16 protein-coding genes are annotated in these 14429 nt (G+C 71.5%); 9 read left to right on the top strand and 7 right to left on the bottom strand.

All coding sequences use genetic code 11. The features are described from left to right. Positions 1 to 3 precede the first annotated feature (3 nt). A complete protein-coding gene (locus M2157_RS45355) occupies positions 4 to 1224 on the bottom strand; it encodes a SpoIIE family protein phosphatase (RefSeq protein ID WP_280855294.1) in 1221 nt (406 codons plus the stop codon). Between the two features lie 376 nt (positions 1225 to 1600). Here M2157_RS45355 and M2157_RS45350 point away from each other — a divergent pair, with 376 nt between their 5' ends. Next, entirely contained in the window at positions 1601 to 1918 is a 318-nt protein-coding gene (locus M2157_RS45350) for a hypothetical protein (RefSeq protein ID WP_280855295.1), read from the top strand. A gap of 175 nt (positions 1919 to 2093) precedes the next feature. Further along, positions 2094 to 3002 carry a glycoside hydrolase family 16 protein gene (locus M2157_RS45345; RefSeq protein WP_280868111.1) on the top strand — a complete coding sequence of 303 codons (909 nt, stop codon included), beginning with the start codon at positions 2094 to 2096 and terminating at the stop codon, positions 3000 to 3002. Here M2157_RS45345 and M2157_RS45340 read toward each other — a convergent pair. Both M2157_RS45340 and M2157_RS45335 read right to left on the bottom strand, forming a co-directional pair. After that, entirely contained in the window at positions 2965 to 3882 is a 918-nt protein-coding gene (locus M2157_RS45340; RefSeq protein ID WP_280868110.1) for an LLM class flavin-dependent oxidoreductase, read from the bottom strand. The genes M2157_RS45345 and M2157_RS45340 overlap by 38 nt on opposite strands. 40 nt (positions 3883 to 3922) lie before the next feature. Next, a complete protein-coding gene (locus M2157_RS45335) occupies positions 3923 to 4942 on the bottom strand; it encodes an aldo/keto reductase (protein WP_280868109.1) in 1020 nt (339 codons plus the stop codon). 151 nt (positions 4943 to 5093) lie between these two features. On the opposite strand from M2157_RS45335, the gene M2157_RS45330 reads away from it, so the two are divergent. Further along, positions 5094 to 5672, top strand: a complete 579-nt coding sequence (locus M2157_RS45330; RefSeq protein ID WP_280868108.1) for a helix-turn-helix domain-containing protein — start codon at positions 5094 to 5096, stop codon at positions 5670 to 5672. 314 nt (positions 5673 to 5986) lie between these two features. On the opposite strand, the gene M2157_RS45325 is transcribed toward M2157_RS45330, so the two are convergent. After that, positions 5987 to 6178, bottom strand: a complete 192-nt coding sequence (locus M2157_RS45325) for a hypothetical protein (RefSeq protein WP_280868107.1) — start codon at positions 6176 to 6178, stop codon at positions 5987 to 5989. A 172-nt stretch (positions 6179 to 6350) separates the two neighbouring features. On the opposite strand from M2157_RS45325, the gene M2157_RS45320 reads away from it, so the two are divergent. Beyond that, the gene (locus M2157_RS45320; protein ID WP_280855301.1) at positions 6351 to 7013 is read left to right on the top strand and encodes a hypothetical protein; all 663 of its coding nucleotides are present in this window, start codon (positions 6351 to 6353) and stop codon (positions 7011 to 7013) included. A gap of 62 nt (positions 7014 to 7075) precedes the next feature. Then, entirely contained in the window at positions 7076 to 7774 is a 699-nt protein-coding gene (locus M2157_RS45315) for a DUF1775 domain-containing protein (protein ID WP_280868106.1), read from the top strand. Between the two features lie 50 nt (positions 7775 to 7824). Here the strand turns inward: M2157_RS45315 and M2157_RS45310 are convergent, their stop codons facing one another. Then, positions 7825 to 8184 (bottom strand): metalloregulator ArsR/SmtB family transcription factor, encoded by a 360-nt coding sequence (locus tag M2157_RS45310; protein ID WP_280868105.1) that lies wholly within the window; start codon positions 8182 to 8184, stop codon positions 7825 to 7827. A gap of 130 nt (positions 8185 to 8314) precedes the next feature. On the opposite strand from M2157_RS45310, the gene M2157_RS45305 reads away from it, so the two are divergent. Beyond that, positions 8315 to 9637, top strand: a complete 1323-nt coding sequence (locus M2157_RS45305) for an MFS transporter (RefSeq protein ID WP_280868364.1) — start codon at positions 8315 to 8317, stop codon at positions 9635 to 9637. Positions 9638 to 9661: 24 nt separating this feature from the next. Here the strand turns inward: M2157_RS45305 and M2157_RS45300 are convergent, their stop codons facing one another. Together M2157_RS45300 and M2157_RS45295 are read right to left on the bottom strand one after the other, a co-directional pair. Beyond that, a complete protein-coding gene (locus tag M2157_RS45300) occupies positions 9662 to 9823 on the bottom strand; it encodes a hypothetical protein (protein ID WP_280855305.1) in 162 nt (53 codons plus the stop codon). Then, a complete protein-coding gene (locus M2157_RS45295) occupies positions 9820 to 12315 on the bottom strand; it encodes a tetratricopeptide repeat protein (protein ID WP_280868104.1) in 2496 nt (831 codons plus the stop codon). The genes M2157_RS45300 and M2157_RS45295 overlap by 4 nt, the downstream gene beginning before the upstream one ends. A gap of 180 nt (positions 12316 to 12495) precedes the next feature. On the opposite strand from M2157_RS45295, the gene M2157_RS45290 reads away from it, so the two are divergent. From M2157_RS45290 to M2157_RS45280, 3 genes are read left to right on the top strand one after another with little or no spacing between them, the layout of a single operon-like run. Further along, positions 12496 to 12951, top strand: coding sequence for a carboxymuconolactone decarboxylase family protein (locus tag M2157_RS45290; RefSeq protein ID WP_280868103.1), 456 nt, complete (start codon positions 12496 to 12498; stop codon positions 12949 to 12951). 60 nt (positions 12952 to 13011) lie between these two features. Further along, a complete protein-coding gene (locus tag M2157_RS45285; protein ID WP_280868102.1) occupies positions 13012 to 13473 on the top strand; it encodes a DUF1801 domain-containing protein in 462 nt (153 codons plus the stop codon). A 25-nt stretch (positions 13474 to 13498) separates the two neighbouring features. Next, positions 13499 to 14404, top strand: a complete 906-nt coding sequence (locus tag M2157_RS45280; RefSeq protein WP_280855308.1) for a PfkB family carbohydrate kinase — start codon at positions 13499 to 13501, stop codon at positions 14402 to 14404. Positions 14405 to 14429: the final 25 nt, after the last annotated feature.

The following is a 14429-nucleotide window of genomic DNA, read 5'->3' as shown; positions in this document are numbered from 1 at the left end:
CACTCAGTTCCAGTTCAGATGGACGACGGCCACATCGTCGGCCAGGCCGCCCCGCGCCTCGGCGAGGCTCTCGGCCTTCTCGATCAGCCGGTCCACGAAGGCCTCCGCGTCCAGGGCGGCGCCTTCGCGGGCGAGGGCCAGCAGCCCTTCCTCGCCGAGGCGTTCCGTGCCACGGCTCACATGCCCCTCGAACAGGCCGTCGGTGAAGAGCACCACCGACGTTCCCGCCGGAACCGGCAGTTGTGCCGTCGGCCATCTCGCGCCGCCGGGGACCATGCCCAGGGCCGGTCCGCCGGGCACCTCCACCCACTCCACATCCGTTCCGGTGCGCTGGAGCAGGCCGTGATGACCGGCTCGTACGACGTGGGCCTGCTGCTCTCCCGGGACGGCGGCCAGCGTCACGAGGGTCGCGAAGACCTCGTCACGGGCCCGTTCGGCCATCAGCAGCTCCTCGAGCCGGGCCATCTGCTGCGCGCCGGTGATGCCGCTGAGGACGAGGGTGCGCCAGGCGATCCGCAGGGCGACGCCCAGGGCCGCTTCGTCCGGGCCGTGCCCGGAGACGTCCCCGATGAGGGCGTGGAGGGTGCCGTCGGCGCTCTGGACGATGTCGTAGAAATCGCCGCCCAAAAGGGTCTGCGCGCGTCCGGGCCGGTAGCGGGCCACGACGCGGACGCCCTCGGCGCGCAGGAGGGGGCGGGGCAGCAGTCCCCGTTCCAGGCGGGCGTTCTCCTGTGCCTGGAGCGCGCCGGCCTGCAGGGCCACCGCCGCCTGCTCGGTCTGCTTGCGCTGGATCGCGTAGCGCACCGCCCGCCCGAACAGCTCGGGCTCCACCCGGCCCTTGACCAGGTAGTCCTGTGCGCCGGCCGCGACCGCGGCGAGACCGGTCTGCTCCTCGGCGAGCCCGGTGAGGACCACGATGGCGACCTGCTCGGCCAGCCCCTGGACCAGGGAGACCGCCTCAAGTCCATGCGCGTCCGGCAGGTGCAGGTCGAGCAGGACACAGTCGGGCCTCTCGGTGGCGAGCACCTCGGCGGCCTCGGTCATCGACCGCACCCAGCGCAGCCGCATCTTCACGGCGCCGTCGGCGACCAGTTCCTCCACGAGCAGCGCGTCGCCGGGATCGTCCTCCACGAGGAGAACCGACGGCTCCCGGTGCTCCCACCCCGTCTCGGCGCCTGCTGCCGTCGCCGACACCAACTCGGCAGCCCCAGTCCCCGGGATCACTGCGGTCCCGACCTCCCATACGTGTCGTTTGCCTCCAGACGTTGCCCAGCACAACGATGGGAGCGTAGTCAGAGCGACGATCCGATCTTCACATGTCATGGAGAAGGCAACAGGGCCCATCGCTGCACCGCGCGGGGTCCTCCGCCGTGTGGCAGTGCCCTGCCCGTGTCAGCCCTCATCGCCGTCGTCATCGTCCGCCCATCCCGAGATTGCAGTCGTTCTGCCGCGGTTACCCCCGATGGGCGTCACCATGCAGGGACGGGTCCAGAAAACGACCTTCCGCGACACACCTTCTCCACATCTGCGGCCCTTCTCCGGGCCTCCGGTTCCGATCGGCCTGACGGGGAACCGGGTAGGTCGTCAGAAAGGAGTCGCCGTGACCACCTACGTGATCACCGTCCCCGGCACGTTCCTGCGAGGGATCCCCGACAGCGTCCGCTCCGACATCGGGCGAAGGCTCCGGCCCCAGGATCCCAGGAACACGGATCTCGGGGAGAGCGAGGAGCTGAGTGTGCTGACCGTGGAGGAGGACGGCATGTTCGCCGCCCGGGTCGAGGTCGAGGCCTCGGACCGGACGCAGGCCGAAGCCGAAGCGGTACGGCTGGTTTCCCGGGCCCTGCGTGACAGCGGCCTGGCCGAGGAGGAATCGCCGTTGGGCGCGGCGGTCGTGACCGGCATCGACAGCGAGTTCTGAGGCAGGCGCCGAGGCGGCCGTCCGGTTCGCGGCTGGTACGGGGGATGGCGCCGCCGAGTCCTTCGGGCGAGGATGTTCCTTCGCGCAAGTGCGGTCCGCCCACCGCGGTTCACGGTCCTTCGGTGCCCCGCGCGGCAAAGGGCGGACGGCGTCGGCCGCCTGAAGGAGCCTCGGGATGGGTTCACACGCAGCGCCGCACCACCACAAGCGAATCCTGGTGATGGTCTCGAGCCTCCTGCTCGTGGGAGGCGGCCTTCTGGGCCTTCCCCGGGCCGACGGGGCACCCGCTCCGGCCGACGCCTGCCGTACCACCGCCGCGCACTTGCCCCGCGGTGACTGCGGGCCCTTCTGGCAGGTCCTCGCCGAGGACTTCAACGGCGACCGCGTGCCACTGGGTTCCTTCAGCGACTGCGAGCACGACGTCGACACCTCCGCGGCCTACTGCGGAGGCCTGAAGGGGAAGTACCGCGACAACTGGTGGGCGTATCCCACCGGTTGGCCCGACACGGCAATCAGCAGGGGGCGGGAGGTGGTGGGGGTCTACCACCCGGAGGACACCGTGAGCGTCGGTCCCGCGGCGAACGGCGACGGAAGGATGTCCGTCCGGATGTGGCGCCCCGCCGACGGTGGCCCCGTGCATGCCGCGGCGCTGGTGCCGCGCGCGGTGATGCAGATGAAGTACGGCAAGTACAGCGCGCGCATCAAGGTCACGAAACTCGCGCCCGGCTACAAGTCCGCGTGGCTGCACTACGGCGGAGGCTGCGAGATGGACCACCCCGAAGGCGAGTGGACCGGCTCGCTCAGCGCCTTCCACCATCCCTGCGGTGGAGGTGAGCAGGGCTACTTCCCGGGAAGCGACGACTGGACGCGGTGGCACACCGTGTCCACCGAGTGGACTCCGGGCCACGTCCGGTTCTTCGTCGACGGCCGGCAGACGGGTCATGACACCCGTGACGTGCCGGACCGTCCCCTGTCCTGGGTACTCCAGAACGAAAGCGCTCTGGAGGGCCCGGGGGCGGCACCGGGAAGCAGCGCGCAGCTCGACATCACGTGGGTCGCGGCGTATGCGTACGGCTGGAAGTGACAGGTAGGACAGACGGGTTGACGAGTTCGTCGGTGACCCACCGGGCGACGTGGGCGGGATAGGGCGGCGGCAGGCCGAGGACCAGGTGGGTGAAGCCCGCGTCGATCGCTTCGGTGATCGCGTCGCGGGTGGAGCCCGGACGGTCGTAGGAGACCGGCAGGTGGATCGAGCGGGTGATCTCGGCCGGGTCGCGGCCGATCTCCCCGCAGTAGCGGTCCAGCAGGGCGCTGCGGCGGATGACGTCCTCGATGTCACCGCCGGGGATGTTCCACAGGTCGGCGTGTTCGGCCGCGATGCGCAGGGTCGCGGCCGAGCGGCCGCCGATGAGGATCGGGGGGTGGGGTCGCTGGACCGGTTTGGGGTTGCCGAAGGCTCCGGTGAGGTGGTGGTGGGTGCCGTGGTGGTCGAAGGGTTTCTCCTCGGTCCACAGGCGCTTGATCAGCGTGCAGGCTTCCGCGAGGCTGCTCACCGCTTGCGCGGAGTCGTGGAAGGGCAGGCCGTGGGCTTCGTACTCGCGCCGGGCCAGGGGGTGGTCGGGTCGGGAGCCGACGCCGATGCCGAAGTCGAGGCGGCCGCCTGAGACCACGTCGACGGTTGTGGCGATCTTGGCCAGCATCGCGGGTGGCCGGAAGCGGTTGCTGGTCACCATGACGCCGAGCCGTAGGCGTCGGGTCCGGGCGGCCAGGGCCGCGAGGAGGGTCCAGCCTTCGTGGGCCGGGCCGTCGGGATCGCCTCCGATCGGCATGAGGTGGTCGAAGAGCCAGGCGTGCTCGATGGCGGGGATGGTGTCCGCCTCGCGCCAGACCCGCAGGATGTCGTGGTAGTCGACCTGCATGGGGGCGGTCATGATCCCGAAGCTGGGCGGGGGTCGGTGCGGCATGGACGGTGGGTCCCTTTCGTCCTGGGGTCTCCCCCGGCGGTCAGCGGCGGCGCAGTGACGGATCGAGGAGCGCGGGCGGGGTGTCGAACTTCTCGTCCGGGGCCAGGTCGGTGCCGGGGGCGACGATCTCGTCGATCGCGTCGAGCACGTCGTCGGTGAGGACGGTGTCCGCGGCGGCGAGTTGGGCGCGCAGGTGGTCGACCGTGCGGGGGCCGACGAGGGCACTGGTCACGCCGGGGTGCGCGGTCACGAAGCCGAGGGCGAGCTGGATGAGCGTGAGGCCGGCCTCTTCGGCGACCGCGGCCAGCCGCTCGACGGCGTCGAGCCTGGTCCGGTTGGCGGGGATCGCGGTGTCGAATCGCGCGGGCAGGAACGCCGAGCGGTGGGTGGTGATGTCCCGGCCCGCGCGGATGGCGCCCGACAGCCAGCCCGAGGCCAGCGGGCTCCACACCAGCACGCCGAGGCCGTACTCCTGGGTGACGGGCAGGACGTGGGTCTCTATGCCGCGCTGGAGGATGGAGTAGCTGGGCTGTTCGGTGACGTAACGGCTCAGGCGGTGCTCGTGGGCGGCCCACTGGGCCTGCACGATGCGGTGGGCGGGGAAGGTGGAGGAGCCGAAGTAGCGGATCTTTCCGGCGCGTTGCAGGTCGGTGAGGGCGGACAGGGTCTCCTCGTCGCCGGTGTTCGGGTCCCAGCGGTGGATCTGGTACAGGTCGACGTGGTCGACGCCGAGGCGGCGCAGGCTGGCGTCCAGTTCGGTGACCAGCCAGCGGCGTGAACTGCCCTGGTGGTTGCGCTCGTCGCCGATGGGCATGCCGGCCTTGGTGGCCAGCACGATGTCGTCGCGGCGCCCGGCGACGGCCTTGCCGACCATCTCCTCCGACTCGCCGTCGCCGTACATGTCGGCGGTGTCGATGACGTTGATGCCGGCCTCGAGAGCGGCGTCGACGATCGCGGTGGCCTCGTCCTGGGTGGTGCGGCCGATCCTGCCGAAGTTCATCGCGCCGAGCGCGAGGGTGCTGACCTGGACACCGGTGCGGCCCAAGGTGCGGTACTGCATGAAGGTTCCTCCGTGACGGGTGCGGCCGTGCGGCATGGCACGGCTTGGTCGCCGGGGCTCCGCTCTGCCATCATGAGCAAACGGAACCTCGTTCCGGAAACGATAGCGGAACACTGTTCCGTTTTTGCAAGGAGACGGAGGAAGCGGCACGGTGAACGACGACTCGGAGCGCGCGGCCCCACGCCGGAAGGACGCCCGGCGCAACAAGGAGACCCTGCTCGACGCGGCCGCCGCGGTGTTCGTCAGCAAGGGCGTGGAGGCACCGGTGCGTGACATCGCCGCCGAGGCCGGTGTCGGCCTCGGCACGATCTACCGGCACTTCCCCACCCGGTCGGACCTGATCATCGCCGTCTACCGGCACCAGGTCGACGCCTGCGCCGAGGCCGGTCCCGCCCTGCTGGCGAGCAGCGAGACGGCGCATGCCGCGCTGGAGCAGTGGATCAGCCTCTTCGTCGACTTCCTGGTCACCAAGCACGGGCTCGCGGGCGTCCTGCAGTCCGACAACTCCGGCTTCGAGACACTGCACGCCTACTTCCTCGACCGCCTCGTGCCCGTGTGCACCCAGCTGCTCGACGCCGCGGCCACGACCGGTGAGATCCGCTCCGGCGTCAGGGCGTACGAGTTGATGCGCGGGGTCGGCAACCTCTGCATCGGCGCGGACAGCGATCCCGACTACGACCCGCGGCGGCTGGTCGGGATCCTCATTGCGGGTCTGCGTCTGCCGCGCTGACGCTCCCCGGCTGGGCGCGGTCGCCTGGGGCCGGCCGCGCTCGGCACACGCGCGCGAGCCGCAGCCGAGGGACGTCGGCACCCCCAGGCGCCAGGCTGTGACCCGGCTCACCAGGAAAAGGTGACAGAGGGTTGTCGCGGACGGCTGTGACCGTGGATGCGTGATGATCACTGATGAGGACTGCCTCGCCGAGACCCTTCCTTCAACGCACAGTTCGCAGCGCCGGCGCGCGGGTTCGGCCCGAAGCGGGCCCAGTCCGTAGAGCAGTGCCGCGACGGCGAGAGCCAAGACGCCGGACCCTGTGTCCTGCCGGCTCACCGGGAAGACGGTGAGGGCGCGTCCGTGAAGAACCGGCCGCCGTGGACCACCCTCAGAATGGCGTTCCAGGCCACGGGGCCGGCCACGATCACCGCGGGGCGACGGACGCGGGTGGCAGCGGCCGGCAGCACCGCGGCGGCGATCGCCGCCAACGCGGCTCCGTACCCCATCTCACCCCAGTCGATCATGGCGCTCCCTCCGCAGGGGGCCATCCCCGCGGTCCGGTCCTCGGGTTACGAGGGTCCGAGCCGAAGGGCGCGCGCACGGCCATCGCGAACGAATGACGGAAATCCGGACGAGCCGCCTCTTTGCGGATCCGGCCTCCGGCCGAGGTGATCGATGACCGATGATGGGCGAGACATGACCATGCTCAGCACGCCCAGTACGCCGCCGCACCACGCGCCGCTTCCCGCCCTGCGGGCTGCCGTGTTCGCGGTCGTCGGGACGGTACTCGGGGTGAGCGCGCACCATCTGGTCGCCGAGGGCCCCGCGCCGTGGCCGCAGAGCCTGTTCGCGGCACTGGTGCTCTTCGGCGTCGGTCTCATCGGTACGAGGCGTCCTCGCTCGCTGGCCACGGTCGTGGCGACGTGCGGGGCCGGGCAGGCCGGACTGCATCTGTGGCTGATGACCGAGCACGCGGACGACTCGTCGGCGTCCATGGTCATGTCCGGCCACATGCGTCACGCCACCGGTGCCGACCAGGCCTGGCACGAGCACATGCACAACTCGGTGGCCATGACGGCCGTACACGCCGTGGCGGCCGTACTCGTGGCCGTGCTGCTGCACCGCGCCGACACCGTCTGCTGGTCGCTGGCACGCGGGCTGACGTCTGCGGTCGAGGCGGCCCGGGCTCGCATCTCCGTGGTCCGGGCACTGCTCGACGGCCGCCCGATCCGGACCGGCCTCGCACCATCGGCGCTCGCCCCGGCATGGCTGGATCAGCCGCCTCTCAAGCAGGCGCTCCTCGTGGACGTGGTGGTGCGGAGGGGCCCTCCCCGGGCAGGGCTCGCTCTCACCGACTAGTCACGTCGAGGCGAACGCTCCACAGGACGCCGCCCCGCGCACCCCCATGCCTGGAGACACCCATGTCCCGTACCACCCTGTCGCGCCTGGCCCTCGCGTCGGCCGCGACCACCGCCCTCGTACTGCTCACCGCCGTCCCGGCCGCCGCCCACGTGGAGGTGGAGTCCGACAAGGCCCAGGCCCTCGCCCAGAACGTCGAGATCGCCTTCGATGCCGAGTCGGAGTCCGCCACCGCCGGCATCACAGAGATCCGGGTCGTCCTGCCCGAGGGCATCGCCCCGGCCGACGTGGCGTACGGAGAGGGTCCCAAGGGCTGGAAGTTCACGGCGAACGACGACGGGTACACCGTCAAGGGCCCCGCCGTGAACGCCGGTGTCAACGCCGAGTACTCCGTCGTGGTCAAGCAGCTGCCCGACGCGAAGGAACTGGCCTTCAAGACCCTCCAGTCCTACAGCGACGGCCGTACCGACCGCTGGATCGAGCTCGACGAGAACGGGGAGAACCCCGCCCCTGTGCTCCAGTTGAAGGCCGCCGCACCCGGCGCGACCCCGATCAGCCCCTCCCCCACCGCCTCCGAGAGCCCGTCCCCGACCCCGACCCCCGAGGAGACGACCGCCTCGGCGACCCCGCAGGCGGCGGACACCGAGAAGGACGACGACGGCGGACTGTCGGCGGGCGCCTGGACCGGCATCATCGCGGCGATCCTCGTCGCGGCCGCGGCCGTGGCGTTCTTCGTACGGCGCCGAGGTGCCGCCCAGTAAGACCCAGCGAGACCCAGTAAGAGGGAGCGTGGGCCCCGCACGACGTCTCCTCAGTCGTGCGGGGCCTTCCCGCTCACCCGGTGGTCGGCGTGGCTGAGCGCCTCCACGACCAGCCGCCGCAGATGCCCGTCGCTGAGCCGGTAGTAGATGTGCCGCCCCTCACGACGGGTGTCCACGAGCCCGGCCAGCCGCAGCTTCGCCAAGTGCTGACTGACCGCCGTGCGCGAGGCGTCGATGCGCTCGGTGAGCGAGCCGACGTCCGACTCCTCCTGCGCGAGCAGCCACAGCAGATGCAGCCGGGTGGCGTCGGAGAGCATCGCGAACACGCCGGTCGCCTCGGCGAGTCGCGCACTGTCCAGGGCCCGTAGATGCGCATCGGCCGCAGGTGAGACGGAGTGGCTTTCTGGCATGGGGCCAGCCTAGAGCCACCGGTACGGCACGGGACGCCATCGACTTCCAGCCATCATGTGCGCAGGTGCGCACATGATGGCTACACTGGCCGGACCGACCACCGGACCGCCATGCCCGGGAGCCGCCCGCATGCTCACCGTCCTGCGCAACCGCGCCTACCGCCACCTGTTCGCCGCCCAGGTCATCGCCCTGGTCGGCACCGGGCTGGCCACGGTCGCGCTCGGCCTGCTGGCCTACGACATCGCGGGCGCCCGGGCCGGGTCCGTGCTCGGCACCGCGCTCGCGATCAAGATGGTGGCGTACGTCGCGATCGCCCCGGCCGTCGGAGCGGTCGCCGACCGGATGCCGCGCCGGACGCTGATGGTCTCGGCGGACCTGATACGCGCCGGGGTCGCGCTGCTGCTGCCCTTCGTCGACCAGGTCTGGCAGGTCTACGCCCTGGTCTTCCTGCTCCAGTCCGCCTCGGCCGCGTTCACCCCGACCTTCCAGGCCGTCATCCCGGACGTGCTGCCCGAGGAGCGGGACTACACACGCGCTCTGTCCATGTCACGGCTCGCGTACGACCTGGAGAGCCTGTTCTCCCCCGCACTGGCGGCCGCGCTGCTCTCCCTGATCACCTACAACTGGCTGTTCACCGGCACCGTGCTCGGCTTCCTCGCCTCGGCCGTCCTGGTGGTCTCGGTCCTCCTCCCGAAAACCAGGGCCGCGCTGAACTCCCGCCCGCGCGCCAGGGCCACCGCCGGCACCCGGCCCTTCTTCACCGTCCCGGAGCTGCGCGCCCTGCTCGCGCTCAACCTCGCGGTCGCCGCCGCGAGCGCGATGGTGACCGTCAACTCCGTCGTCTACGTCCGTGACTTCCTCGGGCTGTCGACAGATGCCGTGCCCCTCGCACTCGGTGCCTACGGGGCCGGGTCGATGGTCGTGGCGCTCGCCCTGCCTCGTGTGCTGGATCGGGTTCCGGACCGGTCGGTGATGCTGCCCGGCGCCGTGCTGCTCGGCTTCGTCTTCGCCGCGCTCGGCGCCATCACGGCCGCGCAGAGCGGAAGTTGGCGCTGGCCAGTCCTCCTCGCGGTGTGGGCCCTCTTCGGTGCCGCCTGCTCGATGGTGCTCACCCCGACCGGACGGCTCGTCCGCCGCTCGGCGCCGGCCGAGGAGCGTACGGCCGCTTTCGCCGCCCAGTTCTCCCTCTCGCACGGCTGCTGGCTGCTGACGTACCCGCTCGCCGGCTGGCTCGGCGCGGAGGCCGGACTCCAGGCGGCCGTGCTCGCGCTGGGCGGGATCGCGCTGGCCGCCTCCCTGCTGGCCGTACGCCTGTGGCGGAAGCCAGTGTCCGTCGAGCACGAGCACACCGACCTCCACGACGGCCACCCCCACCTCACCAATGCCACGTGGGGCAGGGCCGGTTGGCGGCACAGCCACGGCTCGGTGGCCGACGAGCTGCATCCGGTGTGATCCCGATCCGCGTACGCGGATCTCTCAGGTGACGGTGACGGTCGTCGTCGCGGTGGCCTGGTCGACGTCCTGATCCTCTTCGGCTGCGCCACGGCCACCGTACTCGCGCTGCCGGCCGTCACGGTGCTGGGCCGCGAACGGGCTCTTCGCCCTCGACGCTGCCGAAGTCTCGGCAGGCGTACTCACCGAGCACGGTCATCGGCAGTGGAGGGTGGGTCCGGCAGTACGGCCCGCCCCGCTGCCCGGTGTTCCGCCGCCGCTACCGGGTCGCTCTCGTCGAGGATGGCCGCGATGCCCTCGCGGGCCAGGGCCTCGGCATGGCGGTGGCCCAGTTTCGGGGCCAGTTCCAGGGCCTGATGGTGCAGGCGCAGGGCCTGGTCGGGCAGGCCTGCGAGGCGGCAGGTCTCGCCGTAGGCGCTGAGGAAGTGGATCTTCCAGTGGTCCTCGAACAGTTCGTCCAGCAGAGCGAAGGCCTGCTCGTGACGTGTCAGGGCCTCCTCGTAGCGGCCCATTCGGCGCAGGGCGACGCCGAGGCAGTTCAGGCACCATGCCTCGTTGTGCTGGTGTCCGTCCTCGCGGGCCAGCGCGAGCGCCTGGTGGAGGTGGCCGACGGCCTCGTCGGGGTCCTCGTGGGCGATGGCCACGCCCAGCGTGATCAGGGCCGTCAGGGTGGGCGGCCATGCTCCGTCGGCGTGTGGGGCCTCCAGCGCCGTTCGGGCCAACTGCGCCGCCTCCTCCCGGTGTCCCAGTTGCAGCAGCGCCCAGGCCTCGTACGCGGTCGCGTGGGCCGTGCCCATCGGGCAGTCGGCGTCCGCGTACAGCTTCCCCGCCAACCGGAACAAGGCCAGCGGCTCCTCGACGTATCCCTCGTCCCACGCCAAGTAGCCACGTCTCATGGCCAGTTCGGCCTCCGCGCGGATGTCCCCCGCCCGCGACACCAGCGATGCCGCCGCCTCGTACGCGGCACTCGCCTCCGCCATGCGGCCCGCGTTGTAGCGGGCGAATCCCAAGTCGCTGTGTACCTCGGCCAGTTGCAGGGGGTCACCGAGGCGTCGGGCGGCGGCCAGGGACCTCTCGAAGAGGCCGTTGAGCATCGTGGTGCCGCAGCGCCGGGCGAAGTACGCCCGCATGAAGCGCGGTAGTTCGCACAGGTGCCGGTCGGCCCCGGCGCCCTCCGCCGCCTCGAAGGCGGCCAGCAGGTTGAGGTACTCGGTGCCGAACCAGATGAGGGCCGCGATCTTGTCGTCGAAGTGGGGCAGCTCGGCCGGTGGGCCGTCCACGGTGGCCTCGCGGCTCAGGGACAGGAACGGCATCGCGGCATCCGCTGCGGCCGCCGCATGCACGTAGTAGTCGAGCACCCGGGTCAGCGCCCGGTCCCGTTCCGCCGGGGAGTCCTGCTCCATGGTGGCGCGGCGGGCGTGCTGGTGGACCAGGTCGTGCAGGCGGTAGCGGCCGGCCGCCGGCTGCTGGACGAGGTGCGCGTCCAGCAGGTCCTCCAGCATCTCGCGGGCGCTGCGCAGCGGCACGTCGGCCAGGGCGGCTGCCACGTGTTCGTCGAACGAGGACCCCGGCAGCAGGCCCAGCAGACGGAACAGCCGGGCCTTGGCGCGGTCCAACTGCCGTACGGACATGGCGAACGCGGTGTCGAACTCGCTCGCTCCCTCCGCCATCCTCTCGACGAGGATGCCGACGGTCCAGCCCGGCCGGTGCCGCAGCCGGGCCGCGGCCAGCCTCAGGGCCAGCGGCAGCCGGCCGCACAGGCGCAGGACCTCGGCCGTGGACTCGGGGTCACGGGCCAGGCGCCCCTCGCGGCCGTCGGCCTCACCGCTGGCGCGGGCCAGCAGTTCGGCGCTCTCCTGCTCGGTCAGCACGTCCAGCGACACCGGAGGGACCTCGTCCAGGCCGAGCAGCCGGTTGCGGCTGGTGATGAGGGCGACGGAAGGGCCGGCGCCGGGCAGCAGCGGGCGGACCTGTTCGGCGTCGGCGGCGTTGTCGAGGACCACGACGGCTCGCCGGTGAGCCAGTTCGGATCGCCAGCAGGCGGCCAGCTCCTCCACACCGCCTTCCTGCGGGACCTTCTCGGAGGGCACATCGAGGGCGGCGAGGAGGGTGCGCAGGGCGCGGTCGGGGTCGAGCGGCTTGCGGCCCTCGGTGAAGCCGTGCAGGTCCAGGTAGAGCTGGGCGTCGGCGTAGTCGGCGGTGAGCCGGTGCGCGGCGTGCACGGCCAGGCAGGTCTTGCCGACGCCGGCCATGCCGTCGACGGCGATCACCCGGCTGTCGCCCAGCCCGTCGAGCACGGCCGTGATCTGGGCCTCGCGTCCGGTGAAGTCGGGTACGTCGCGGGGGAGGTCGTTGCGGGGCGGGCGCGGGGCACCGGCGGGCGGCGACGGGGGGTGAACCTGGCGAGTGGTCTTCGGCGGTGCCGGAAGGGGGTTGGAGGCCCGCTCCCACAGCGGGCGCAGCGGGCGGGGGTCGCGCTGGACGAGGCGGCACAGGGCGATCACGGCAGGCCACGGCGGAACGGTCTGGCCGCCGAGGTAGCGGGACAGCGACGACGAGCTGAGACCGGCGTCCCGTGCGAGGGCCCGTACGCCCCGCTTCGACAGCTCCTGGAGCAGGCGGAGCCGGGCAGCCAGCTCCTCCTGCGGGTCTCCGACCATCGTCCTGTCGTGCTCCACCACTGCTCCCCGTCCCCCTGTCCCGCCCCGGCCCAACTCTTCCAGGCTGGATCGTGCCTGTTCAAGGCCGTTTCGGCTGTCCCACGGTGTCCCACGGCCGTCGTCCTGACAAGCCCTCTCGGCTGAGATGGAATCACGCCCCGACGGACGGGGCACAGCCCGACAGAGGAGAGATTCCTGATGCAGTCCCGTATGCAGAACCCCGCCGTCGTCCTGTCCGACGCGATGCAGCCCATCCAGCAGCTCTTCAAGGCCGTGCACTCCGGTGGGGTGGACGGGCAGACGCTGGAGCTGGTGCATCTGCGGGTCAGTCAGATCAACGGCTGCAGCGCCTGTGTCGACGGCGGCGCCAAGACGGCCCGTAAGGCGGGAGTGAGCGACGATCGGCTGGCCACGGTCGCCGCATGGCGCGAGGCCCCCTACTTCACCGAGGAGGAGCGGGCGGCGCTCGCGCTGGCCGAGGCGGCGACGCGGCTCGCCGACCGCCCCGACGCGGTGAGCGACGAGGTCTGGGACACGGCCGCCACCTACTTCGACGAGAAGCAGCTCGCCGCGATCGTCCTGATGATCAGTGTGACTAACCTGTTCAACCGGCTCAACGCCACGACCCGGCAGATCGCCGGCGCGTGGGGGTGAACGGCGCGGCAGTCCGGCATGAAGATGTCCCCGACCACTCGTAGACCAGGAGGAACCGTCATGGCGGCCGGCACACGGAAGACGACCAGGAAGACCGAGACGTTCACCGCCGAGGAGCGCGCCGCGATGAAGGAGCGCGCCCAGGAGGTGAAGGCGTCGGCGCGCCGCGGCTCGCGTGCCGACAAGGCGGCGGAGGACGAGGCCGCCGTGGTCGCGAAGATCGCCGAGATGGAGGACGCGGACCGGGCCATGGCCGAACGGATCCACGCCGTCGTCAAGGCGAGCGCACCCGGCCTGGCGCCGAAGCTCTGGTACGGCATGCCCGCGTACGCCAAGGACGGCAAGGTCGTCTGTTTCTTCCAGAGCGCGCAGAAGTTCAACGCGCGGTACGCGACCTTCGGCTTCAACGACAAGGCGAACCTCGACGAGGGCACGATGTGGCCGACCGCCTTCGCGCTCACGCAGCTGACCGCGGCCGACGAGGCGCGGATCGGGGAGCTCGTGAAGAGGGCGGCGGGCTGAGGCCCGGGGCTGCGAGCAGGCAGAGGTGCACAAGGTGGAGCCGACGACCAGCCGACGATCTCAAGGGCTGTTCGTCGGCCTGTGCACGGTGGATGTCATTCAGCTCGTGGACCATGTGCCGGGCTCCGACGAGAAGCTGACGGCTCGTGAGCAGGTGGTGGCCGCGGGCGGTCCCGCCGCGAACGCGGCCGTGACCTTCAGCCATCTGGGTGGCGGGGCCAGGCTGCTCACCGGGATCGGTTCCCATCCGCTGGGAGTCGCGGTGGCGGCGGATCTGCGGAAGCTGGGGGTGAGCGTGTCGGACCTGGCCGCCGATTCTGTCGAGCCGCCCGCCGTGTCGTCCATTCTGGTCACCGAGTCGAGCGGGGACCGCGCCGTGGCGTCGACCAACGCGACCGGATACCGTCTCACGCCGCCCGACGATCTCGACGCGCTGGTGGCCGCCTGCGACATCGTCGAGTTCGACGGCCACCACATGGAGCTTGCGACGGCGATCGCCCGCGCCGCGCGTGCCGCCGGCCGGAGGACCGTTCTGGACGGGGGCAGCTGGAAGGCCGGTACGGAGGAGCTGCTCCCGTCGATCGACGTGGCCGTCTGCTCGGACGACTTCCGGCCTCCCGGCACGCACACCCCGGCGGACGTCCTGCGGTTCCTGAGGGAACACGGGGTTGTCTGGTCGGCGGTGAGTCGCGGAGCGCGGCCCATCGAGTGGGCGGGCCCCGAAGTCGGGGGCACCGTGGACGTACCCGCCGTCCGGGTCGCGGACACGCTGGGCGCCGGTGACGTCCTCCACGGGGCGCTCACCCATCACCTCGCCACTCAGGGGGACTTGACCCCGTACGGCTTCGGCGCAGCCCTGCGCGCCGCGGCGGTGGTGGCCGCACGGGCGTGTGCCTCGTTCGGCACCCGGGCCTGGATGCAAGGACGATGAAGGACATCGGATCTATCGCATTCCA

The organism is Streptomyces sp. SAI-127 (assembly GCF_029894425.1).
Classification (GTDB): Bacteria; Actinomycetota; Actinomycetes; order Streptomycetales; family Streptomycetaceae; genus Streptomyces.
This window is presented reverse-complemented; position numbering and strand designations above follow the sequence as displayed.

Bases quoted from the DNA above. Each gene is read 5' to 3' on its own strand.
- M2157_RS45305 (WP_280868364.1), top strand. From the start codon at position 8,315: ATGCTCACCGTCCTGCGCAACCGCGCCTACCGCCACCTGTTCGCCGCC.
- M2157_RS45290 (WP_280868103.1), top strand. From the start codon at position 12,496: ATGCAGTCCCGTATGCAGAACCCCGCCGTCGTCCTGTCCGACGCGATG.
- M2157_RS45285 (WP_280868102.1), top strand. From the start codon at position 13,012: ATGGCGGCCGGCACACGGAAGACGACCAGGAAGACCGAGACGTTCACC.
- M2157_RS45345 (WP_280868111.1), top strand. From the start codon at position 2,094: ATGGGTTCACACGCAGCGCCGCACCACCACAAGCGAATCCTGGTGATG.
- M2157_RS45310 (WP_280868105.1), bottom strand. From the start codon at position 8,184: ATGCCAGAAAGCCACTCCGTCTCACCTGCGGCCGATGCGCATCTACGG.
- M2157_RS45315 (WP_280868106.1), top strand. From the start codon at position 7,076: ATGTCCCGTACCACCCTGTCGCGCCTGGCCCTCGCGTCGGCCGCGACC.
- M2157_RS45320 (WP_280855301.1), top strand. From the start codon at position 6,351: ATGACCATGCTCAGCACGCCCAGTACGCCGCCGCACCACGCGCCGCTT.
- M2157_RS45340 (WP_280868110.1), bottom strand. From the start codon at position 3,882: ATGCCGCACCGACCCCCGCCCAGCTTCGGGATCATGACCGCCCCCATG.
- M2157_RS45325 (WP_280868107.1), bottom strand. From the start codon at position 6,178: ATGATCGACTGGGGTGAGATGGGGTACGGAGCCGCGTTGGCGGCGATC.
- M2157_RS45335 (WP_280868109.1), bottom strand. From the start codon at position 4,942: ATGCAGTACCGCACCTTGGGCCGCACCGGTGTCCAGGTCAGCACCCTC.